Here is an 18,756-nt window from a genome sequence, read left to right as displayed (position 1 = left end):
CGCGTGCGGAGGCGTCGCCGCCGTATGGGCACAATGAGGCGGTGAACCACCCCCGGCCCGAGCCCCTGCCCGTACTGCGCGATGTCGACCACGGCACCGCCAAGCTCATGCCCGACGTGGACCGCGACCGGGCGTGGCTGCTGACGATCGACGGCGCGCCCCAGTCGTACGTCGACCTGGACGACCCGACGCACCTGGAGTTCGAGTACGCGCGCCGGCTCGCCCACGCCGTGGACTGCGCGGCGCCCGAGGGCGAGCCGCTCGACGTGCTGCACCTGGGCGGCGGGGCCCTCACACTGCCCCGCAGGCTGGCCGTCACCCGGCCCGGCTCCCGGCAGGATGTCGTCGAGGCCGACCGGAGGCTGATCGCGCTGGTGGCCGAGCATCTGCCGCTGCCGCCCGGCTCCGGGATCACCGTGCACGGCGCGGACGCGCGTGCCTGGCTGGAGGCGGCGCCCGCGCGGTCGGTGGACGTGCTGATCGCGGACGTCTTCGGCGGGTCGCGGGTGCCCGCCCACCTGACGTCGATCGGGTACGCGCGGGCCGCCGAGCGGGTGCTGCGACCGGACGGGGTCTACGTGGCGAACCTGGCGGACGGAGCGCCCTTCGGGTTCCTCCGCTCCCAGCTGGCCACCTTCGCCGCCGTGTTCGAGCACCTCGCGCTGATCGCCGAGCCCGCCGTGCTGCGCGGCCGGCGGTTCGGCAACGCCGTGCTCGTCGCCTCACACCGGGAGATCGACACCGCGCGCCTGGCCCGGCGGGCGGCCGCCGACGCCTTCCCCGCGCGCGTGGAGCACGGGGCGTCGCTCGCCCGGTTCATGGGCGACGCGCGGCTCGTACGGGAGGAGGACGCCGTCGCGTCACCCGAGCCGCCCGACGGGGCCTTCGGTATCGGCTGAGGGCGCGAGGGCGGCCGCCCGGCCGGTGACCTCCTTCGTACGCCGCGTCAGATTCCGTACGTCGGGCACCAGCAGCACCAGCGCCGTCGCCAGCAGCACCAGCGCCGCGCACCCCCACAGCGCCTGCGACCGGCCGAACAGGCTCTCCGCCGGACCGGCCAGCGCCGTCGACAGCGGCAGCATCGCGGTCGAGCCGAACCAGTCGTACGCCGAGACCCGCGACAGCTTGTCCTCCGGGATCTCCTGGTGCAGCGTGGTCATCCACGCGACGCCGAACATCTCCAGCGCGACCCCGCAGACGAACATCGCCGCGACCAGGCCGCCCACCGGGAGCGGCACGGCCAGCGCGGCCGACGGCAGCGCCAGCGGGAAGACGCACAGGGTGCCGACCAGGAGCATCCGGCGCGGCTTCCAGCGCATCGCCAGCAGCGCGCCGCCGACCGTGCCCACACCGAACGCCGCGAGGGCCAGGCCCCAGGGCCGCGCCCCGCCCAGCTCCTCCTGGGCGACCAGCGGCCCGTACACCGACTCCGCCGCACCCACCACCGCCACGACGACCGAGAACTGCGCCACGATCGACCAGAGCCAGGGCCGCCCCGTGAACTCCTTCCAGCCCTCCCGCAGATCGGCCAGCAGCCCGCCCCCGGGCTCGCGCTCCGCGATGTGACTGACGTCGAGGAAGGCGCGCAGCGCGCCCGCCACGGCGAACGCCGCCGCGTCGACGGCGAGCACCCAGCCGGGGCCGAACGCCGCGATCATCGCGCCGCCGAGCGCGGCGCCGCCGATGCCCGCGCCGTTCATGGCCATCCGGAACAGCGCGAAGGCGCGGCCGGCCTGCTCGCCGCTGACGCTGGACATCAGCATGCCCTCGGCGGCCGGGTTGAAGAACGCCTGTCCGGTGCCGCACAGGGCGGTGAGCAGCATCATCTGCCACAGCTGAGGGTCGCCCGCCAGGACCAGGACGGCGAAGACCGCCTGGGAGGCGCAGTTGAGGGCGTTGGCGGCGACCATGACCCGGTGGCGGGGGAGCCGGTCGGCTATCGCGCCGCCTATGAGCAGGAACAGGACGAGGGGGAGGGTGCGGGCCGCGGCGACCAGGCCCACGTCGCCGCCGTCGCCACCGGACTCCAGCACGGCGAACGCCGCCGCGATCAGCGCACCGTGGGTGCCCAGGTTGGTGACGATCGCGGCGGCGGTCAGCAGGGTGTAGTTGCGTCCGGCCCACTCGGGGCGCCGGCGGCGAAGGCGCCTCGGGGGCGCGGCGGCGGGAGTACTCACTCCGGGACTATCCCCGGCGACGCGCCCTCGTGCCAAACCGGCTACGGCCGGAACCGGGGTCAGGACCCGCTTCCGGCCAGCCGCACCGTTCCCAGGATCTTCTGGATGGTGGCGTCCGGCACCTCGCCCGGCACGCCGGTGTTGGCGTACAGGACCCAGCTGACGAAGTCACCCTTCTCGTTCTTGAAGGAGAAGGCGATGGACTTGCCGTCCGTGTCGCACTTGCCCTCCTTCTTGGTGTTCAGGGCGGTCGCCGTGGCGACGTGACCGTTCAGCCCGGACGTGGTCGTGTACGGGACGGCCTTGGTGACCTTGACGGTGCCCTTGGGCTCCGTCTGGGCGTAGCCCGCCCACACCCAGTTGCCGGCCTCGTTGTACGCCGCCTCGGCGGTGTCCTTGGCGCCCTGACCGCCCTTGGTGCCGACCATGGCCAGGCCGTTCTCCTCCTGGCGGCCGTCCTTGTTGCTGTCCTCAACGCACCACTTGCTCTTGTACTCGGCCGGGGCGGACATCGTGACGACGGGGCTGCCGTCGCCCTTCTTCTCGTCCTCGAAGCCGACGCTGGTGCCCGCGCCGATGACCTCCCAGTCGGCCGGCACGTCGAACTGGGCGCTGCGCTTGGGGTTGTAGACGACCTTCCAGCCCGGGACGGTGGGCTTGGCCGTGTCGGAACCGTCGCGCGGGTTGTCGGTCGGCGCCGGGGCGGCCTCGGAGGACTTCGACGCGCTCTGGGAGGGCTTGGGGTCCTCGCCGGCCCTCGTCTTCTTGTCGTCGTCCTTCAGCACCAGGAACCCGGTGACACCGGCGGCGACGACCACGGCGGTCGCCGCGACGATCGCGACGACCGTCGTCTTCTTCTTGTCGTCCGAGCCCTGCGGCGGCGACGGCACGGGCGGGCCGGGCATCGCGTACTGCTGCGGCACGGTCGGCTGCTGGTACGGGTTGGGCTGCTGGTACCCGGGCTGCTGCACCGGCTGCTGGTATCCGGGCTGTTGGCCGGAGTGCGGCGGGTAGCCGGGCTGCTGCGGCGGGGCGCTCGGCGGCGGTGGAGTGCCGGGCTGCTGGTACGGGTTGGGCGTCGGGTACCCCGGCTGCTGGTACGGGTTCTGGTCCTGCGGGTTCTGCTCGCCCCCGGGCGGCTGCTGTCCTGGCCACATGGCGAGTAACCATAGAGGGGTGGGGTGACGGGTGCCACGCCCGCCCCCATGACCAAGCCTTCCCGCACTTACTACTGCCTGGTAACTTCGGGGCATGTCCGAGACCCTGCCGAACATCGGCGAGATGCTGCTGGCCACCGTCCCCATGGCCAAGACCCTGAACCTGGAGGTCGTCGAGGCGACCGCCGACCGCGCCGTGCTCCGCCTCCCCGACCAGGCCGCCTTCCACAACCACGTGGGCGGCCCGCACGCGGGCGCGATGTTCACCCTGGGCGAGTCCGCCAGCGGCGCCATCGTCATCGGCGCGTTCGGCGACCAGATGAACCGGGCCGTGCCCCTCGCAGTCAAGGCCGAGATCGGCTACAAGAAGCTCGCCATGGGCCCCGTCACCGCCACCGCGACGCTCGGCCGCACCAAGGCGGAGGTCGTCGCCGATCTGGACGCCGGACAGCGCCCCGAGTTCCCGGTGAACATCGAGATCACGCGCGAGGACGGCGCGGTGACGGGCGAGATGACCATCATCTGGACCCTCCGCCCCAACTCCTGAGCCGCGCCGCCCCTGTCGCACGCGCGCGTGGTCGGACGCGCGCGTGAGGGCCGCCCCCGCACCCCTCTTCGGGTACGGGGGCGGCCGTGTCCGACGGCATGTCACACGGAACGCCCCGGCACCATGCGCATAGTGCGCTTATGCCAGAAAACGTCTCAGAAAACGTCACCCGCAGGACCACGCTCCGCCTGCTCACCGGAGCAGCCGCGGCCGCGGCGGCCGCCACCGGCCCGTCCCCCGCCCACGCCACCGCGCCTCCCACCACCGGCGACCGCGTGGACGACCTGCTCGCCCGGCTCACCCTCGACGAGAAGCTCACCTTCCTGCACGGCGCCAAGGACCCCCGCAGCCTCGGCCAGGCCGGCTGGATCCCCGGCGTACCGAGGCTCGGCATCCCGCCGCTCCGGCTCGCCGACGGCCCCGCCGGCGTACGCGTCCGGGCACACGCCACCGCCCTGCCCGCCCCGGTGATGCTGGCGAGCGCCTTCGACCCCGCCCTCGCCCACGAGTACGGCCGCGTCATCGGCCACGAGGGCCGGGCGCTCGGGCAGGACGTCCTGCTGTCGCCCATGGTCAACCTGATCCGCACCCCCTACGCCGGACGGAACTTCGAGACGTTCGGCGAGGACCCCCTCCTCGCCGCCGACCTCGTCGCCCAGGAGATCCGCGGCATCCAGGACGAGGGCCTCATCGCCACCGTCAAGCACTTCGCCCTCAACAACCAGGAGAAGGACCGCACCACCGTCGACGTACGGATCGGCGAACAGGCTCTGCACGAGACCGAACTGCGCGGCTTCGAGGCCGCCGTCGCCGCCGGCACCGGAGCGGTGATGGGCGCGTACAACAAGGTCGACGGTGTCCACGCCTGCGAGAACCGGGCCCTGCTCACCGGCGTCCTGCGCGAGATGTGGGGCTTCGACGGCTGGGTCATGAGCGACTGGGACGCCACCCACAGCACCGTCCCGTCCCTCACCGCGGGCCTCGACATGGAGATGCCCGCCGGCCGCTGGTTCGGCGACGCCCTCCAGCGCGCCGTCCGCGACGGCACCGTCCCCGAGGACGCCGTCGACCGCTCCGTACGCCGCATCCTCACCGTCATGGGCCGCTTCGGCCTCCTCGACGGCACCGCGCCCGCCCGCCCCGCCGCCCGCGACCGGGAGGCCGGGGCGCAGCTCGCGTACCGGGTCGCCGTCGCGGGCGCCACCCTGCTGCGCAACGAGCACGCCACGCTGCCGCTCACCGGGCCCGCCGCCCGGTCCGTCGCCGTCATCGGCCCCACCGGCACGGTGCCCTTCGCCTCCGGCGGCGGCAGTGCCCACGTCGTCCCCGACCGCGCCGACAGCCCGCTCGACGCCATCACCGCCCGCGCGGGCGACGGCGCCCACGTCACGTACGCCCTGGGCGAGGACCTGTACGGCAAGCCCCTCCCGGTACGCGGGGCGGCCTTCGAAGGTCAGCGCGTCCGAGCCGGGAAGACCTACACCTACGAAGGGACACTCACCCTCGACGACCCCGACGAGTGGACCTTCCTCGTCCACTACAGCGGCGAACGCCCCAAGGTCCACCTGGACGGCACCGAGCTCTTCACCCTCCAGGACCGCGAGGCCGAGCTCTTCGCCGGCTTCGGCCTCGTCTCCACCGCCCCCGACGGCCTGAAGGTCCGCCGCCGCACCCTCCGCCTCACCGCCGGACGCCACACCCTGCGCGTCACCGCCACCGGCGGCGCCCACGGGCAGCTGTTCCGGCTCCGCCGCATCACCACCGCCACCCGCGCGGCGGACGTCGCCGAAGCCGTACGCGTCGCCCGCGCCGCCCACAGCGTGGCGCTCTTCGCGTACGAGGACGCCGCCGAGGGCCGCGACCGCACCACGCTCGCGCTGCCGGGCCACCAGGAGGCGCTCATCGACGCCGTGACCGCCGCCAACCCCCGTACGACCGTCGTCCTCAACACGTCGTCCGCCGTCACCATGCCGTGGCTCGACCGCACCGGCGCCGTGCTCCAGATGTACTACCCGGGCCAGGAAGGCGCCCGCGCCACCGCCGCCGTCCTCTTCGGGGACACCGACCCCGGCGGCCGGCTCACCCAGACCTTCCCGGTCTCCGACACCCGCCACCCCATGGCCGGCAACCCGCGCCGCTATCCCGGCACCGGCGGGATCCAGGAGTACTCCGAAGGCATCCGCACCGGCTACCGCTGGTACGACGCCGAGGGCGTCGAGCCGCTGTTCCCCTTCGGGCACGGCCTGTCGTACACCACCTTCGCGTACGCCGGCCTCGCCGTGACCCCCGCGCCCGGCGGCGGCCTCACCGCCCGCTTCACCGTCCGCAACACCGGGCGGCGCACCGGCGTCACCGTCGCCCAGCTGTACGTCGGTCCCTCGCCGGACCTGACGCTGGACCAGCCCGCCCGTGCGCTCGCCGGCTACCGGCGCATCGAGCTGCGGCCCGGCCAGGTCCGCCACGTCACCGTGCCCATCCCCGCCCGGACCCTGTCCTCCTGGGACCCGGAACGGCACGCCTGGGCCCTCGGAACGGGCACCCGCACCATCCGCCTCGGCACCTCCTCGCGCGACCTGAGGCTCACCGCTCGGGCGGAGGTCCTGCCCCTGTGACGAGGTAGGCTGCCCGGCGTGCGCCGGGCAGCACGGCGGCGCGGAACAACGACGGAGGAACCGGCTTTGCACGTCCAGGAGTGGCTCGAGACCGTTCCCGCGGTCAGCATCTACATCCTGGTGGGGGTGGTGATCGGGCTCGAAAGCCTCGGCATCCCGCTGCCGGGCGAGATCGTCCTCGTCAGCTCGGCGCTGCTCGCCTCCCAGCACGGCGACATCAACCCGTACGTCCTGGGCGCCTGCGCCACGGCCGGCGCGATCATCGGCGACTCGATCGGCTACGCCATCGGCCGCAAGGGCGGCCGCCCGCTGCTGGCCCGGCTGGGGAAGAAGTTCCCCAAGCACTTCAGCGAGGCCAACATCGCGATGGCCGAGCGGTCGTTCGAGAAGTGGGGCATGTGGGCCGTCTTCTTCGGCCGTTTCGTGGCGCTGCTGCGGATCTTCGCCGGGCCGCTCGCGGGCGTACTGCGCATGCCGTACTGGAAGTTCGCCGTCGCCAATGTCTTCGGCGGCATCCTCTGGGCGGGCGGCACCACGGCCGTCATCTACTCGGTCGGTGTGGTGGCGGAGGCGTGGCTGAAGCGCTTCTCCTGGCTGGGGCTCGTCCTCGCCGTCCTGGTGGGCCTGACGTCCATGCTGGTCCTGAAGAGCCGCGCCAAGAAGGCAGCGGCGCAGGCGGAGACCCGGTCGGCCGCCGAAGTGGCCACCCCCGGCGCGGCACGGGAACCGGTCGGCGCCGCCGCCGACTGACGGCGCCCCCGCCTTCCAGGCCGGGACCCGTCACCAGGGCTGCCCACCGTGGCGGCACCGGTGCACCGCAGCAACGGCGCGGAGGGGCCGTGCAGGGTCGCCCCCGCAGCGGATCGGCGGCGCGGAAACGGCTCCCATGCACGCTCCCAGGGCCGCCGACCGCGAGGAGGTGAGCCCGGAGGGGCCCCGACCCCGCCCACTGGCAGGTACCACCGCCGCCCCCGGGCGGCCCGGCGAGGCAGCGCTTTCGCAGGCGTCCGGCCCTCGCGGACGTACCCGACCTTCCGGGCCGTACCCGACCTTCCGGGCCGCACCCGGCCTTCGGGGCCGCACCCGGCCTTCGCCGGCGCTCCCGCCTTCGCGGACGGACCGGACCGGCGGTGGACCCGCCGGTCGGGCCGGCCGTCAGGCCTTGTGGGCCTCGCCGTGGGCACGGGCGAGCTCCAGGTACATCGCGGCGTTGAGCTTGATGCCCTCCCGCTCCTCGTCCGTCAGCTCCCGCTTCACCTTGGCCGGCACGCCCGCGACCAGGGACCCCGGCGGGACGCGCATGCCCTGCGGCACGAGCGCCTGCGCGGCGATCAGCGAGCCGGCGCCGATGTGGGCGCCGTTGAGGACCGTGGCGCCCATGCCGATCAGGACGTCGTCCTCGACCGTGCAGCCGTGCAGGACCGCGTTGTGGCCGACCGAGACGCGCTCGCCGACCGTGACGGGGAAGCCCGGGTCGACGTGCACGGTGCAGTTGTCCTGCACATTGGAGCCGGCGCCCAGGACGATCGGGCCGCAGTCGGCGCGCAGGACGGCGTGGTACCAGACGCTCGACCCGGCCGCCATCGTCACCTCGCCGACGACCACGGAGGTGGGCGCGGCGAAGGCGTCCGGATGCATGTCGGGCTCCTTGCCGCCCACTCCGGTGATCAACGGCCGCTCTGTCATCGTCTGCTCCTCGGTTCCGCACGTCGCGCCACGGGGAACGTTAAGCGACGGCTTCCCGGGCGGCGACGGTGGGGCGAACATCACAGCGCGCGGCGCCGGTCGGGCGAGATCCGGGCGACTACCGTGTCCGGGTGCCGAAGAACAGAAACACGTTCTCATCCCTGGCCGCCTGGCGGCGCCGGGTCCTCAGCCGGGCCGTGCACGGCGGCTGGCGTTGGGTGCAGGAGGCGGGCGCCGTCACCGCCGAGCACCCCGGGCGGCTGCGCTTCCGCCGGCTCGGTCCCGGCACGCGGCTGGCGTTCCCGCAGGGCACCGTCTTCGGCGAGGAGTGGATCGAGCTGGGCGACCACTGCATCATCGCCGAGCAGGTGACGTTGACCGCCGGGATGATGCCCGGGCTCGACCTCGGGCCCGACCCGATCCTGACGCTCGGCAACGGGGTGGTCCTCGGTCGCGGCAGCCATGTCATCGCCGACGCGGCGGTGACCATCGGCTCGGACACGTTCTGCGGCCCGTACGTCTACATCACCTCGACCAACCACAGCTACGACGACCCCCACGAGCCCGTCGGCCGGCAGTGGCCGCGCTCCGAACCGGTCGAGATAGGCCCGGGCTGCTGGCTCGGCACCGGCGCGGTGATCCTCCCCGGCGCCCGCCTCGGCCGCAACGTCGTGGTGGCCGCGGGTGCCGTCGTACGGGGCGAGGTGCCCGACCACGCGGTGGTGGCCGGGGCGCCGGCCCGCGTCGTACGGAGCTGGGACGCCGAGAACGGCTGGCAGCCCCCGCTGCGTACGCCCGCCCCCGTACCCCTCCCCGAAGGGATCACGCCCCAGCAGCTCCTCGCCCTGGCCCAGCTGGACGACGCCTGATCAACCGGCCGCCAGGAGCACCGTGCCGACCAGCGCGAGCCCCGCCCCCACCGCCTGCACCGCCCGCAGCCGCTCCTTGAGCACGCCCCGCGCGGCGAGCGCCGTCACCACCGGGTAGAGGCTGGCGAGCACGGCGGCCACGGTGACCGGACCGTTCTGCGCGGCGATCGAGTACGTGCCGTTGGCCGCGACGTCCGCGAGACCGACGAAGGCCAGCGCGGGCAGCGCCCCCCACACGACGCGCATCCCGCCGTCCTCCGGCAGCGCCCGCGCGCCCCGCTTCACCGAGGCCCACAGCGCCGCACCGCCCACCGCGACGTTGGTGACGCGCTGCACGAACAGTGCGAGGAACAGCCCGGTGAGGGTGGTGGACGCCTCCGAGATCAGGGCCATCACCGAGCCGAAGCCGAACGCCGCGACCAGCGTCAGCAGCACGGCCTGCCGCTGTACGGGCGCCCCGCGCAGCTCCGGTCCGCCCGCCAGGACCACACCCGCGACGGCCACGCCGATCCCCGCGAACTGGAGCAGCCCCGGCCGGTCGCCGACCAGCAGGCCCACCGACACGGGCACGACGACGCCGAGTGAGCCGAGCGGCGAGACCACGCCCATCGGGCCGAGGGCGAGGGCCTTGTAGAAGGCGAGCATGGCCGCCGGTCCGACGGTCCCGGCCGCCACCGCGTACCAGAGCCGCGGTCCGGCCTCGCTCCAGCCGCCGGTCGCGACGACGATCGCCCCGAGCACCACCACGGCGACGGTCTGGGAGGTGACGACCACGGTGAGCGCGGGCATACGGCGCGTGAGCAGCCCGCCGCCGAAGTCGGCCAGCCCCCACAGGAGGCTGGTGGCCAGGGCGAACAGTGCGGTCATGACATCCTCGCAGTACAGTGCGGTGAACATTGCGGTGCATCAGACCGTAGTGCAGTCCACTGAACTCTGTCATTCAAAATATTGGACGGAATGTGTCGGACCTCGACCAGCTCACGCAGTCGCTCGCCCGCAACCTCAAGCGCTGGCGCGGCGAACGCGGCTTCACACTCGACGCGCTCGCCGCCCGCGCGGGCGTCAGCCGCGGCATGATCATCCAGATCGAGCAGGCCCGTACGAACCCCAGCGTCGGCACCACCGTGAAGCTCGCCGACGCGCTGGGCGTCTCCATCACCACGCTCCTCGACTACGAGCAGGGCTCGCACGTGCGGCTCGTACCGCAGGAGCAGGCGGTACGGATGTGGTCGACGGACAAGGGCAGCCACACCACCCTGCTGGTCGGCACCGAGGCGCGCGGCCCGCTGGAGCTGTGGTCCTGGACACTGATGCCCGGCGACGTCAGCGCCTCCGACCCGCACCCGGACGGCACCACCGAGCTGCTCCACGTCACGGCGGGAGAACTCACCCTGGTCGTCGACGGCGTGAACCACCAGGTACCGGCCGGCACCTCCGCCGTCTTCGAGTCGAATGTCCCGCACGCCTACCGCAACGACGGCGAGGAACCGGTCGGGATGACCATGGCGGTCTCCATCCCGCCCGTACGCTGAGACACCCAACCGCCCTTCTCCCGGCCGCTGTTAGCGTGCCCGCATGCGCGCACCCATCGGAGACTTCGCCAACGCCCGCCCCGTCCCCGACTGCCTCGACCAGCTCACCGCCCCCGTCGCCGAGGCCGTGCGGGCCTGGCGGGGGACCGTGTCCGCCGATCAGATGCTGTACGTCGACACCGACCCGGCCATCGCCGACACCGCCGTCTTCGTCGAGCACCACGGGCGTGACCTGCTGGACGCCTCCGCCAACTGCGTCGTCGTCGCGGGAAAGCGCGGCGGCGAGACGTCCCTCGCGGCGTGCGTGGTCCTCTCCAGCACCCGCGTCGACGTCAACGGCGCCGTACGCAGGCAACTCGGCGCCCGCAAGGCATCCTTCGCGCCCATGGACACGGCGACCGGCGAGACCGGCATGGAGTACGGGGGCATCACCCCGATCGGGCTGCCCGCCGGCTGGCCGCTGCTCGTCGACGCCGCGGTGGTCGACACCGAGTGGGTCCTGATCGGCAGCGGCCGGCGCCGGGGCAAGCTCATCGTGCCCGGCAAGACCTTCGCGGAACTGCCGGGCGCGGTCGTCCTCGAAGGGCTCGGGGTCACCCCCGGCTGAGCCGCGGGATCTCGATGGCGGGGCAGCGGTCCATGACCATGTCGAGCCCGGCCGCCCGGGTCCTCCCGTACGCCGCCTCGTCGATCACCCCGAGCTGGAACCACACCGCCTTGGCGCCCTTCGCCACCGCCTCGTCGGCGATGGCCCCCGCCAGGTGGCTGTTGACGAACACGTCCACGACGTCCACGGGGAAGGGGATGTCCGCGAGCGAGGCGTGCCCCTGCTCCTCGTGGACCGTCTCCGCCTTGGGATGCACCGGCACGACGCGCTTGCCGAAGCGCTGGAGGACGGCGGCCACGCCGTACGCCGCCCGGGACCGGTTGGTGGACAGCCCCACCACCGCCCAGGTGTCCCCCGACTCGGTGAGGATCTTGCGGATGGTGTCCCATTCCGTCTCGCTCGGCACCGTCTGCCTCCTGCGCGTGAGGTCGTCGTCTCGTCCCCCGCCACGGTACGCATAGGGTGGCGGGATGCAGGAGCAGTACCGGACGGTCGCCCGCGCGGGCGTGCACGAGACCGAGATCAACCGATCGCGCTTCATCTGCGCCCTCGCGCCCGCCGCGACCGAACAGGAGGCGCAGGACTTCGTCGCACGCGTCCGCAAGGAGCACCCGACCGCCACCCACAACTGCTTCGCGTACGTCATCGGCGCCGACGCCGCCGTACAGAAGGCGAGCGACGACGGCGAACCGGGCGGCACGGCCGGCGTCCCCATGCTCCAGATGCTGATGCGGCGCGACGTCCGGTACGTGGCCGCCGTCGTCACCCGCTACTACGGAGGCGTGAAACTCGGCGCGGGCGGGCTCATCCGCGCGTACGGAGGTGCGGTCGGCGAGGCGCTGGACGCGCTCGGCACCCTCACCCGGCGGCGGTTCCGGCTCGCCACCGTCACCGTCGACCACCAGCGGGCGGGCAAGCTGGAGAACGACCTGCGGGCGACCGGGCGAGCGGTGCGCGACGTGCGGTACGCCGAGGCCGTCACCATCGAGGTCGGCCTGCCGGACGCCGACGTCGACGCCTTCCGCGCCTGGCTCGCCGACGCGACGGCCGGGACCGCGGCGGTGGAACTCGGCGGAGAGGCGTACGGGGACGCATAACGCGGTAAACCAGGGCACCTTGACACGCGCCTGGTGACGTTCTATGCACATTTTGAGGACGTCAGTGAGGTGAGAACCGTGGCGCGCCCGGACCACTACGCCGCACTCGGGGTGGAGCCGATGGCTTCGGCCGAACAGATCGCCTCCGCCTACCGGAGGCAGGTCCGCGCCCTGCACCCCGACGCCCACCCCGACCGGTGCGACGCGGAGCGGTCGGCAGCGCGCGAGCGACTGGACGACGTCGTGGCGGCCTACGGGACGCTGCGCGATCCGGACCGGCGCGCCGCGTACGACGAAGCCCGGCGGGCGCGTCGAGGTCCCACGCGGCGAGTCGCGGCCGAGGACCTGCTGCGGGCCGGGCCGACCCGCGTGGAACCGGCGGAGCCATGGGCGCGGAGCCACCGCACGGTCCTGGACCTTCTGTGGGAGTGGACGGTGAGCTGAGGAGACGGCGATGGCACGCGCAGTGGGTATCGACCTCGGTACGACGAACTCGGTGGTCAGCGTTCTGGAGGGCGGCGAGCCCACGGTGATCACCAACACGGAGGGTGCGCGCACCACGCCTTCCGTGGTCGGCTTCGCGAAGAACGGGGACGTCCTGGTCGGCGAGGTCGCCAAGCGGCAGGCCGTGACCAACGTCGACCGCACGGTGCGGTCCGTGAAGCGGCACATGGGCGAGGCGGACTGGCGCTTCCCCGATCAGGGCGACATCGACGGCAAGCGGTACACGGCCCAGGAGATCTCCGCACGGGTGCTGCAGAAACTCAAGCGGGACGCGGAGGGCTACCTCGGTGAGGACGTGAAGGACGCCGTCATCACGGTGCCGGCGTACTTCAACGACTCCCAGCGCACGGCCACCAAGGAGGCCGGTGAGATCGCGGGCCTCAACGTCCTGCGGATCATCAACGAGCCGACGGCCGCCGCGCTCGCGTACGGCCTTGACAAGGAGAGCGACCAGACCATCCTCGTCTTCGACCTCGGTGGTGGCACCTTCGACGTCTCGCTGCTGGAGATCGGCGACGGCGTCGTCGAGGTGAAGGCGACCAACGGCGACACGCACCTGGGCGGCGACGACTGGGACCAGCGGATCGTCGACCACCTGACGCAGCGGTTCAAGAGCGCGTACGGCATCGACCTGACCAAGGACAAGATGGCCACGCAGCGCCTCCGGGAGGCCGCCGAGAAGGCCAAGATCGAGCTGTCGGCGACGACGGAGACCACGATCGGCCTGCCGTACCTGAGCGCGTCGGCCGAGGGCCCGCTGCACCTGGACGAGAAGCTGACCCGCGCCCAGTTCCAGCAGATGACGGCCGACCTGCTGGAGCGGTGCAAGACCCCGTTCCACAACGCGGTCGAGGACGCCGGCATCAAGGTGTCCGACATCAACCACGTCATCCTGGTCGGCGGCTCGACCCGCATGCCGGCGGTGACCGAGCTGGTGAGGGAGCTGACCGGGAAGGACCCGCACAAGGGTGTGAACCCGGACGAGGTCGTCGCGATCGGCGCCTCGCTCCAGGCCGGTGTCCTCAAGGGTGAGGTCAAGGACGTCCTGCTGCTGGACGTCACTCCGCTGTCCCTCGGTATCGAGACCAAGGGCGGCATCATGACCAAGCTGATCGAGCGGAACACGACGATCCCGACGAAGCGCTCGGAGATCTTCACGACGGCGGAGGACAACCAGCCGTCGGTCCAGATCCAGGTCTACCAGGGCGAGCGCGAGATCGCGGCGTACAACAAGAAGCTCGGCATGTTCGAGCTGACGGGCCTGCCGCCGGCCCCGCGCGGCGTCCCGCAGATCGAGGTCGCCTTCGACATCGACGCCAACGGCATCATGCACGTCACGGCGAAGGACCTCGGCACGGGCCGCGAGCAGAAGATGACCGTCACCGGCGGCTCCGCCCTGCCGAAGGACGACATCGACCAGATGGTCCGGGACGCGGAACGCCACGCCGAGGAGGACCGGCGCCGGCGCGAGGCCGCCGAGACCCGCAACCAGGGCGAGCAGCTCGTCTACCAGACGGAGAAGTTCCTCAAGGACAACGAGGAGAAGGTCCCGGGCGAGGTCAGGGGCGAGGTGGAGGGCGCCCTCGCCGAGCTGAAGGAGAAGCTGAAGGCCGAGGACACCGCACAGATCCGCACCGCCACGGAGAAGGTCGCGGCCGTCTCCCAGAAGCTCGGCCAGGCCATGTACGCGGACGCCCGGGCCGCGGGCGGAACCGCCGGTGCCGGTGCCGGTTCCGGTCCCGGCGAGGGTTCGAAGGGCGCCGCAGCCGACGACGAGGTCGTGGACGCCGAGATCGTCGACGACGACCGGCAGCAGCAGGGAGGCGGAGGATGAGGCAGGGCAGGCGCAGGCTGACCACGGTGAGCGGCCGCCCCGACCCGCCCCCGATGATCGCCCCGGCCACCCCCACCCCGTCGCGCCGGGACCCGGACGCCCCTGGGGCCACTCCGCCGCACCCGGCGCACGGCCCCGATCGGGGAGACCACGCCGAGTGGCAGGACCGCGCCGGCCGGCCGTACGGGGCCGAGCGCGATGACGGGGCCGACCGCGCCGGGCGCCAAGAGCGCGTCGATGGGGCTGACCGTGCCGGGCGCGTGAACCGGGCCGGGCGCAGCGACGGCGCCGACGGGGGCGACGGCGCCGACGGGGGCGATCGCGTCGAGCGCCATGGGCACCTCGATGGGGCCGAGGGTGCGGAGCGCTCCGACCGCGCCGAGCGCCACGACGGCGTCGGCGGGGCGGACCGCGTCGAGCGCCCCGAGCCCATGGACCGGCGCGACCGCGCAGACCGTGCCGGCGGGGCCGACCGTGCCGAGCGCCCTGAGCGCACGGATGGTGCCGCGCGCGCCGAGTGTGCCGACGGGGCGGACCACGACGGCCCCGCCGGGCCCGCCGAGAGCCCCGGCATCCGCGAGCACCGGGGCGCCCCCGGTCGCGCCGACCGCGCCGAGCGCGCCGGGCGCCACGAGCGCGCCGGGCGTGAGCGGTCGCTCCGGCCGGCGCCGCCGCCCCCAGGGGCGGCCGCGCTCGCCGTGGCGCTGGCGGAGCGGACCGCCGACCTGCAACGGCTGAAGGCGGAGTACGACAACTACCGGAGCCGGGTCCACCGCGACCGCCTCGCGGTGCGTGAGGTGGCCGTGGGGAACGTGCTGCGCCGGTTCCTGCCCGTGCTGGACGCCATCGCGGAGGCGGCCAGGCAGGGCGAGCTCACGGGCGGGTTCCAGCGCGTCGCCCTGGCCCTGGACAGTGAGCTCGCGGCCCTGGGCCTCGGGGCCTTCGGCGCGGTGGGCGACCCGTTCGACCCGCGCGTCCACCAGGCCGTCGCGTACCACCGCTCCCCCTTCGTCGAGCGGGCCGTGTGCAGCGAGATCGTCCGCCCCGGATACCGTGTCGGCGACCACCTCCTCCGCCCCGCCGAGGTGACTGTCACCGGGCCGCCGAGCGCCGGGTGATCACCGGTTCGTCGGACGTTGTCAGTCCCCGATGGCAGACTGTGGCGCGTGAGGAATCAGGTGCCGGGGGCGGAGGAGCGGTGAACATGCGGGTCGGAGCGGCATCTTGAGAATGCTGCACACATCGGACTGGCACCTGGGGCGGTCGTTCCACCGGGTGAGCCTGCTCGAGGCCCAGGCCGCGTTCCTCGACCACCTCGTGGCGACGGTCCGTGAGCACGACGTGGACGTGGTGCTGGTCGCCGGGGACATCTACGACCGCGCGGTGCCGCCGCTGCCCGCCGTGAAGCTGTTCGACGCCGCGCTGCACCGGCTCGCCGAGGCCGGCGTACCCACCGTGATGATCTCCGGCAACCACGACTCGGGCCGCCGGCTCGGCGTCGGCGCCGGGCTCATCGAGCGGGCCGGGATACACCTGCGGACCGACCCCGCCGGCGTCGGCACCCCCGTGCTGCTCGCCGACGCACACGGCGACGTGGCGTTCTACGGCCTGCCGTACCTGGAACCCGCTCTCGTACGCGAGCAGTTGGGCGCGAAGAAGGCGGGGCACGAGGCCGTGCTGACGGCCGCCATGGAGCGGGTTCGCGCCGACCTCGCAGGGCGCGCCCCCGGCACCCGTTCCGTCGTCCTCGCCCACGCCTTCGTCGCGGGCGGCGCGCCGAGCGACAGCGAGCGCGACATCACCGTCGGCGGCGTGGCCGCCGTCCCGGCCGGGGTCTTCGACGGCGTGGACTACGTCGCGCTCGGGCACCTGCACGGCAGCCAGGCCCTCACCGACCGGGTCCGGTACTCGGGCTCGCCCCTCGCGTACTCCTTCTCCGAGGCCGACCACCGCAAGACGATGTGGCTCGTCGACCTGAAGGGCGACGGGACGGTCCGCGCCGAGCGGATCGACTGCCCGGTGCCACGCCGCCTCGCCCGCATCGGGGGCCGGCTCGACGACCTGCTCGCCGACCCCGCGCTGGACCGCCACGAGGAGTCGTGGGTCGAGGCCACCCTCACCGACCCGGTGCGCCCCGCCGAGCCCATGGCCCGCCTCACCGAACGCTTCCCCCACACCCTCAGCCTCCTCTTCGCCCCCGAGCGGCCAGACGACGAGCCCCTCGCCTCGTACGCGCAGCGCCTGCGCGACCGCGACGACCAGCAGATCGCCGAGGACTTCGTCGCCCATGTACGCGGCGGGGCGGGCCCCGACGACCAGGAGCGCGCGGCGCTCCTGCGCGCCTTCGACGACGTACGGGTGGACATGGCACAGCGCGAGGTGGCCGGGTGAAACTCCACCGGCTCGACATCACCGGCTTCGGCCCGTTCGGCACCACCCGGACCGTCGACTTCGACGTCCTGTCCCAGGCCGGGCTCTTCCTCCTCCACGGCCCGACCGGCGCGGGCAAGACCTCCGTCCTCGACGCCGTCTGCTACGCCCTGTACGGGGCGGTGCCCGGCGCCCGCCAGAGCCCCGGGACCTCGCTGCGCAGCGACCACGCCCCGGCGGGCACGTCCACCGAGGTCGTGCTCGACCTGACCGTGGCCGGGCGGAGGCTGGAGATCACCCGGCGGCCCGCGCAGCCGCGCCCCAAGAAGCGGGGCGGCGGTTTCACCACCGAGAAGGCCCAGTCGTGGCTGCGGGAGTACGACCCGGAGAGCGGCGAGTGGCGGGGGCTGAGCCGTTCCCACCAGGAGATCGGCGAGGAGGTCACCCAGCTGCTCGGCATGAGCCGGGAGCAGTTCTGCCAGGTGGTGCTGTTGCCGCAGGGCGACTTCGCGCGGTTCCTGCGCGCCGACGCCGAGGCGCGCGGCAAGCTCCTCGGCCGGCTCTTCGACACCCGGCGCTTCGCCGCCGTCGAGGAGCGCCTCGCCGACCTGCGGCGCGCCGCCGAGCAGCAGGTGAAGGACGGCGACGAACGGCTCCTCGCCCTCGCCCACCGGATGGCCCAGGCGGCGGGCGACGCCGCCGAGGGCTGGCCCGCCCCGGAGGCGAAGCCCGGCGACCCGGGACTCGCCGGAGCCGTCCTGGCCTGGGCGGCCGTGGCGCGGTCGGGTGCCCGGGAGGCGCTGGACATCGCCGATTCGGCGCTCGTCGCCGCCGAGGGCCGGCAGGCCGCCGCGCGCCGCGCCCTCGACGAGGAGCGGGAGCTGGCGGCGCGGCAGCAGCGGTACGGGGACGCGCGGCGGCGCGGCGCCGAGCTGGACGCCCGGCGGGGTGAGCGTGACGGGTGGCAGGCCCGGCTGGAGCGGGCCCGCAAGGCGGAGCGGGTGGCCGGGCCGCTGAGCCTGCGCGACGACGCGGAGCGGGAGCACCGCGCGGCGCGTGTGGCCCACGAGCGGGCGGCGGCCGGTCTGCAGCCGGACCTCGCCGACGCGGGCGCCGAGCACCTGGCCGCGCTGGCGGGCCGGCTGCGGGAGGACCTCGGCGGCCTCGACACCGCCCGGCGGGCCGAGCGGCGCGCCGCGGAGCTCGCCCGCGAGCGCGGCGAACTGGACCGGCAGGACCGTGCCGACGAGGAGACCCTGCAGGACGCGGCCGTGTGGCTGGCCGGCTGGGACACCACCCGCCGCGCCCTCCAGGACCGGGTGGAGGCCGCCCAGGAGGCGGCGACCCGCGCCGAACACCTCGCGGGCCGCCTCGAACCCGCCCGCCGCCGGCTGGCCGCCGCCCGCCGCCGCGACGCGCTGGTACGGGACGTGGCGGCCGCCGCGTCCCGCCTGACGGCCGCGCGCGAACACGCCAACGCGGCCCACGAGACGTGGCTGGACCTGCGGGAACGCCGCCTGCGCGGTATCGCCGCCGAACTCGCGGCCGGGCTCGCGGACGGTGAGCCGTGCGCGGTCTGCGGCTCCGCCGACCACCCGGCCCCCGCCCGCGCCGACGCCGACCACGTCGACCGCACGACGGAGGACGCGGCCTACGAGGCCCACGCCCACGCCGACGAAGCCCGCTCGGCCGCCGAACGCGAACTCGCGGTCACGGAGGAGGCCTTGACGGCCGCCCGCGCGGAAGTCGCCGACCTGGGCGCCC

At 73.8% G+C, this 18,756-nt stretch carries 18 protein-coding genes; 13 read left to right on the top strand and 5 right to left on the bottom strand.

The window, feature by feature from the left end:
• Positions 1-107: 107 nt before the first annotated feature.
• Positions 108-899, top strand: a complete 792-nt coding sequence (locus BKD26_RS07005; RefSeq protein WP_084897008.1) for a fused MFS/spermidine synthase — start codon at positions 108-110, stop codon at positions 897-899.
• Here BKD26_RS07005 and BKD26_RS07000 read toward each other — a convergent pair.
• Both BKD26_RS07000 and BKD26_RS06995 read right to left on the bottom strand, forming a co-directional pair.
• Positions 861-2,177, bottom strand: a complete 1,317-nt coding sequence (locus BKD26_RS07000) for an MFS transporter (RefSeq protein ID WP_084896893.1) — start codon at positions 2,175-2,177, stop codon at positions 861-863. The genes BKD26_RS07005 and BKD26_RS07000 overlap by 39 nt on opposite strands.
• 59 nt (positions 2,178-2,236) lie before the next feature.
• The gene (locus tag BKD26_RS06995) at positions 2,237-3,334 is read right to left on the bottom strand and encodes a hypothetical protein (protein WP_084896891.1); all 1,098 of its coding nucleotides are present in this window, start codon (positions 3,332-3,334) and stop codon (positions 2,237-2,239) included.
• A gap of 94 nt (positions 3,335-3,428) precedes the next feature.
• Between BKD26_RS06995 and BKD26_RS06990 the strand changes: the two genes are divergently transcribed.
• The 3 genes from BKD26_RS06990 (at position 3,429) to BKD26_RS06980 (ending at position 7,243) form a co-directional block, all read left to right on the top strand.
• Positions 3,429-3,881, top strand: a complete 453-nt coding sequence (locus BKD26_RS06990; protein ID WP_084896889.1) for a DUF4442 domain-containing protein — start codon at positions 3,429-3,431, stop codon at positions 3,879-3,881.
• A 140-nt stretch (positions 3,882-4,021) separates the two neighbouring features.
• Positions 4,022-6,493, top strand: a complete 2,472-nt coding sequence (locus tag BKD26_RS06985) for a glycoside hydrolase family 3 N-terminal domain-containing protein (protein ID WP_084896887.1) — start codon at positions 4,022-4,024, stop codon at positions 6,491-6,493.
• 66 nt (positions 6,494-6,559) lie between these two features.
• The gene (locus tag BKD26_RS06980) at positions 6,560-7,243 is read left to right on the top strand and encodes a DedA family protein (protein WP_084896885.1); all 684 of its coding nucleotides are present in this window, start codon (positions 6,560-6,562) and stop codon (positions 7,241-7,243) included.
• 405 nt (positions 7,244-7,648) lie between these two features.
• Here BKD26_RS06980 and BKD26_RS06975 read toward each other — a convergent pair whose 3' ends face one another.
• Positions 7,649-8,179, bottom strand: a complete 531-nt coding sequence (locus tag BKD26_RS06975) for a gamma carbonic anhydrase family protein (RefSeq protein ID WP_084896883.1) — start codon at positions 8,177-8,179, stop codon at positions 7,649-7,651.
• Positions 8,180-8,310: 131 nt separating this feature from the next.
• On the opposite strand from BKD26_RS06975, the gene BKD26_RS06970 reads away from it, so the two are divergent.
• Positions 8,311-9,048: an acyltransferase gene (locus BKD26_RS06970; protein ID WP_084896880.1), complete on the top strand. Its 738-nt coding sequence runs from the start codon at positions 8,311-8,313 to the stop codon at positions 9,046-9,048.
• Here BKD26_RS06970 and BKD26_RS06965 read toward each other — a convergent pair whose 3' ends face one another.
• Positions 9,049-9,915, bottom strand: a complete 867-nt coding sequence (locus BKD26_RS06965) for a DMT family transporter (RefSeq protein ID WP_084897007.1) — start codon at positions 9,913-9,915, stop codon at positions 9,049-9,051. It abuts the gene before it with no gap.
• A gap of 92 nt (positions 9,916-10,007) precedes the next feature.
• Between BKD26_RS06965 and BKD26_RS06960 the strand changes: the two genes are divergently transcribed.
• Together BKD26_RS06960 and BKD26_RS06955 are read left to right on the top strand one after the other, a co-directional pair.
• Entirely contained in the window at positions 10,008-10,580 is a 573-nt protein-coding gene (locus BKD26_RS06960) for an XRE family transcriptional regulator (protein WP_084896878.1), read from the top strand.
• Positions 10,581-10,623: 43 nt separating this feature from the next.
• The gene (locus BKD26_RS06955) at positions 10,624-11,187 is read left to right on the top strand and encodes a YbaK/EbsC family protein (protein WP_084896876.1); all 564 of its coding nucleotides are present in this window, start codon (positions 10,624-10,626) and stop codon (positions 11,185-11,187) included.
• Here BKD26_RS06955 and BKD26_RS06950 read toward each other — a convergent pair.
• The gene (locus BKD26_RS06950; protein WP_084896874.1) at positions 11,174-11,593 is read right to left on the bottom strand and encodes a CoA-binding protein; all 420 of its coding nucleotides are present in this window, start codon (positions 11,591-11,593) and stop codon (positions 11,174-11,176) included. The two genes, BKD26_RS06955 and BKD26_RS06950, sit on opposite strands and share 14 nt — an antisense overlap.
• Before the next feature lie 64 nt (positions 11,594-11,657).
• Between BKD26_RS06950 and BKD26_RS06945 the strand changes: the two genes are divergently transcribed.
• From BKD26_RS06945 to BKD26_RS06920, 6 genes are all read left to right on the top strand, one after another.
• Positions 11,658-12,284 carry a YigZ family protein gene (locus tag BKD26_RS06945; RefSeq protein ID WP_084896872.1) on the top strand — a complete coding sequence of 209 codons (627 nt, stop codon included), beginning with the start codon at positions 11,658-11,660 and terminating at the stop codon, positions 12,282-12,284.
• A gap of 78 nt (positions 12,285-12,362) precedes the next feature.
• Positions 12,363-12,728, top strand: a complete 366-nt coding sequence (locus BKD26_RS06940; RefSeq protein WP_241518562.1) for a J domain-containing protein — start codon at positions 12,363-12,365, stop codon at positions 12,726-12,728.
• A 10-nt stretch (positions 12,729-12,738) separates the two neighbouring features.
• Complete coding sequence (gene dnaK / locus BKD26_RS06935) at positions 12,739-14,622, top strand: molecular chaperone DnaK (protein WP_084896870.1); 1,884 nt, start codon at positions 12,739-12,741, stop codon at positions 14,620-14,622.
• Complete coding sequence (gene grpE, locus BKD26_RS41205) at positions 14,619-15,740, top strand: nucleotide exchange factor GrpE (RefSeq protein WP_241518561.1); 1,122 nt, start codon at positions 14,619-14,621, stop codon at positions 15,738-15,740. The genes dnaK and grpE overlap by 4 nt, the downstream gene beginning before the upstream one ends.
• Before the next feature lie 106 nt (positions 15,741-15,846).
• Complete coding sequence (locus tag BKD26_RS06925; RefSeq protein ID WP_084896868.1) at positions 15,847-17,013, top strand: exonuclease SbcCD subunit D; 1,167 nt, start codon at positions 15,847-15,849, stop codon at positions 17,011-17,013.
• Positions 17,010-18,756: AAA family ATPase (locus tag BKD26_RS06920; RefSeq protein WP_179166443.1), on the top strand; the 1,747-nt coding region annotated here is incomplete at its 3' end. The genes BKD26_RS06925 and BKD26_RS06920, both read left to right, overlap by 4 nt.

Source organism: Streptomyces sp. CB03238 (assembly GCF_002099185.1).
In the GTDB taxonomy this organism is placed as follows: domain Bacteria; phylum Actinomycetota; class Actinomycetes; order Streptomycetales; family Streptomycetaceae; genus Streptomyces.
The sequence above is the reverse complement of the archived record's forward strand: the minus strand, read 5'-3'. Positions and strand labels throughout refer to the sequence as shown.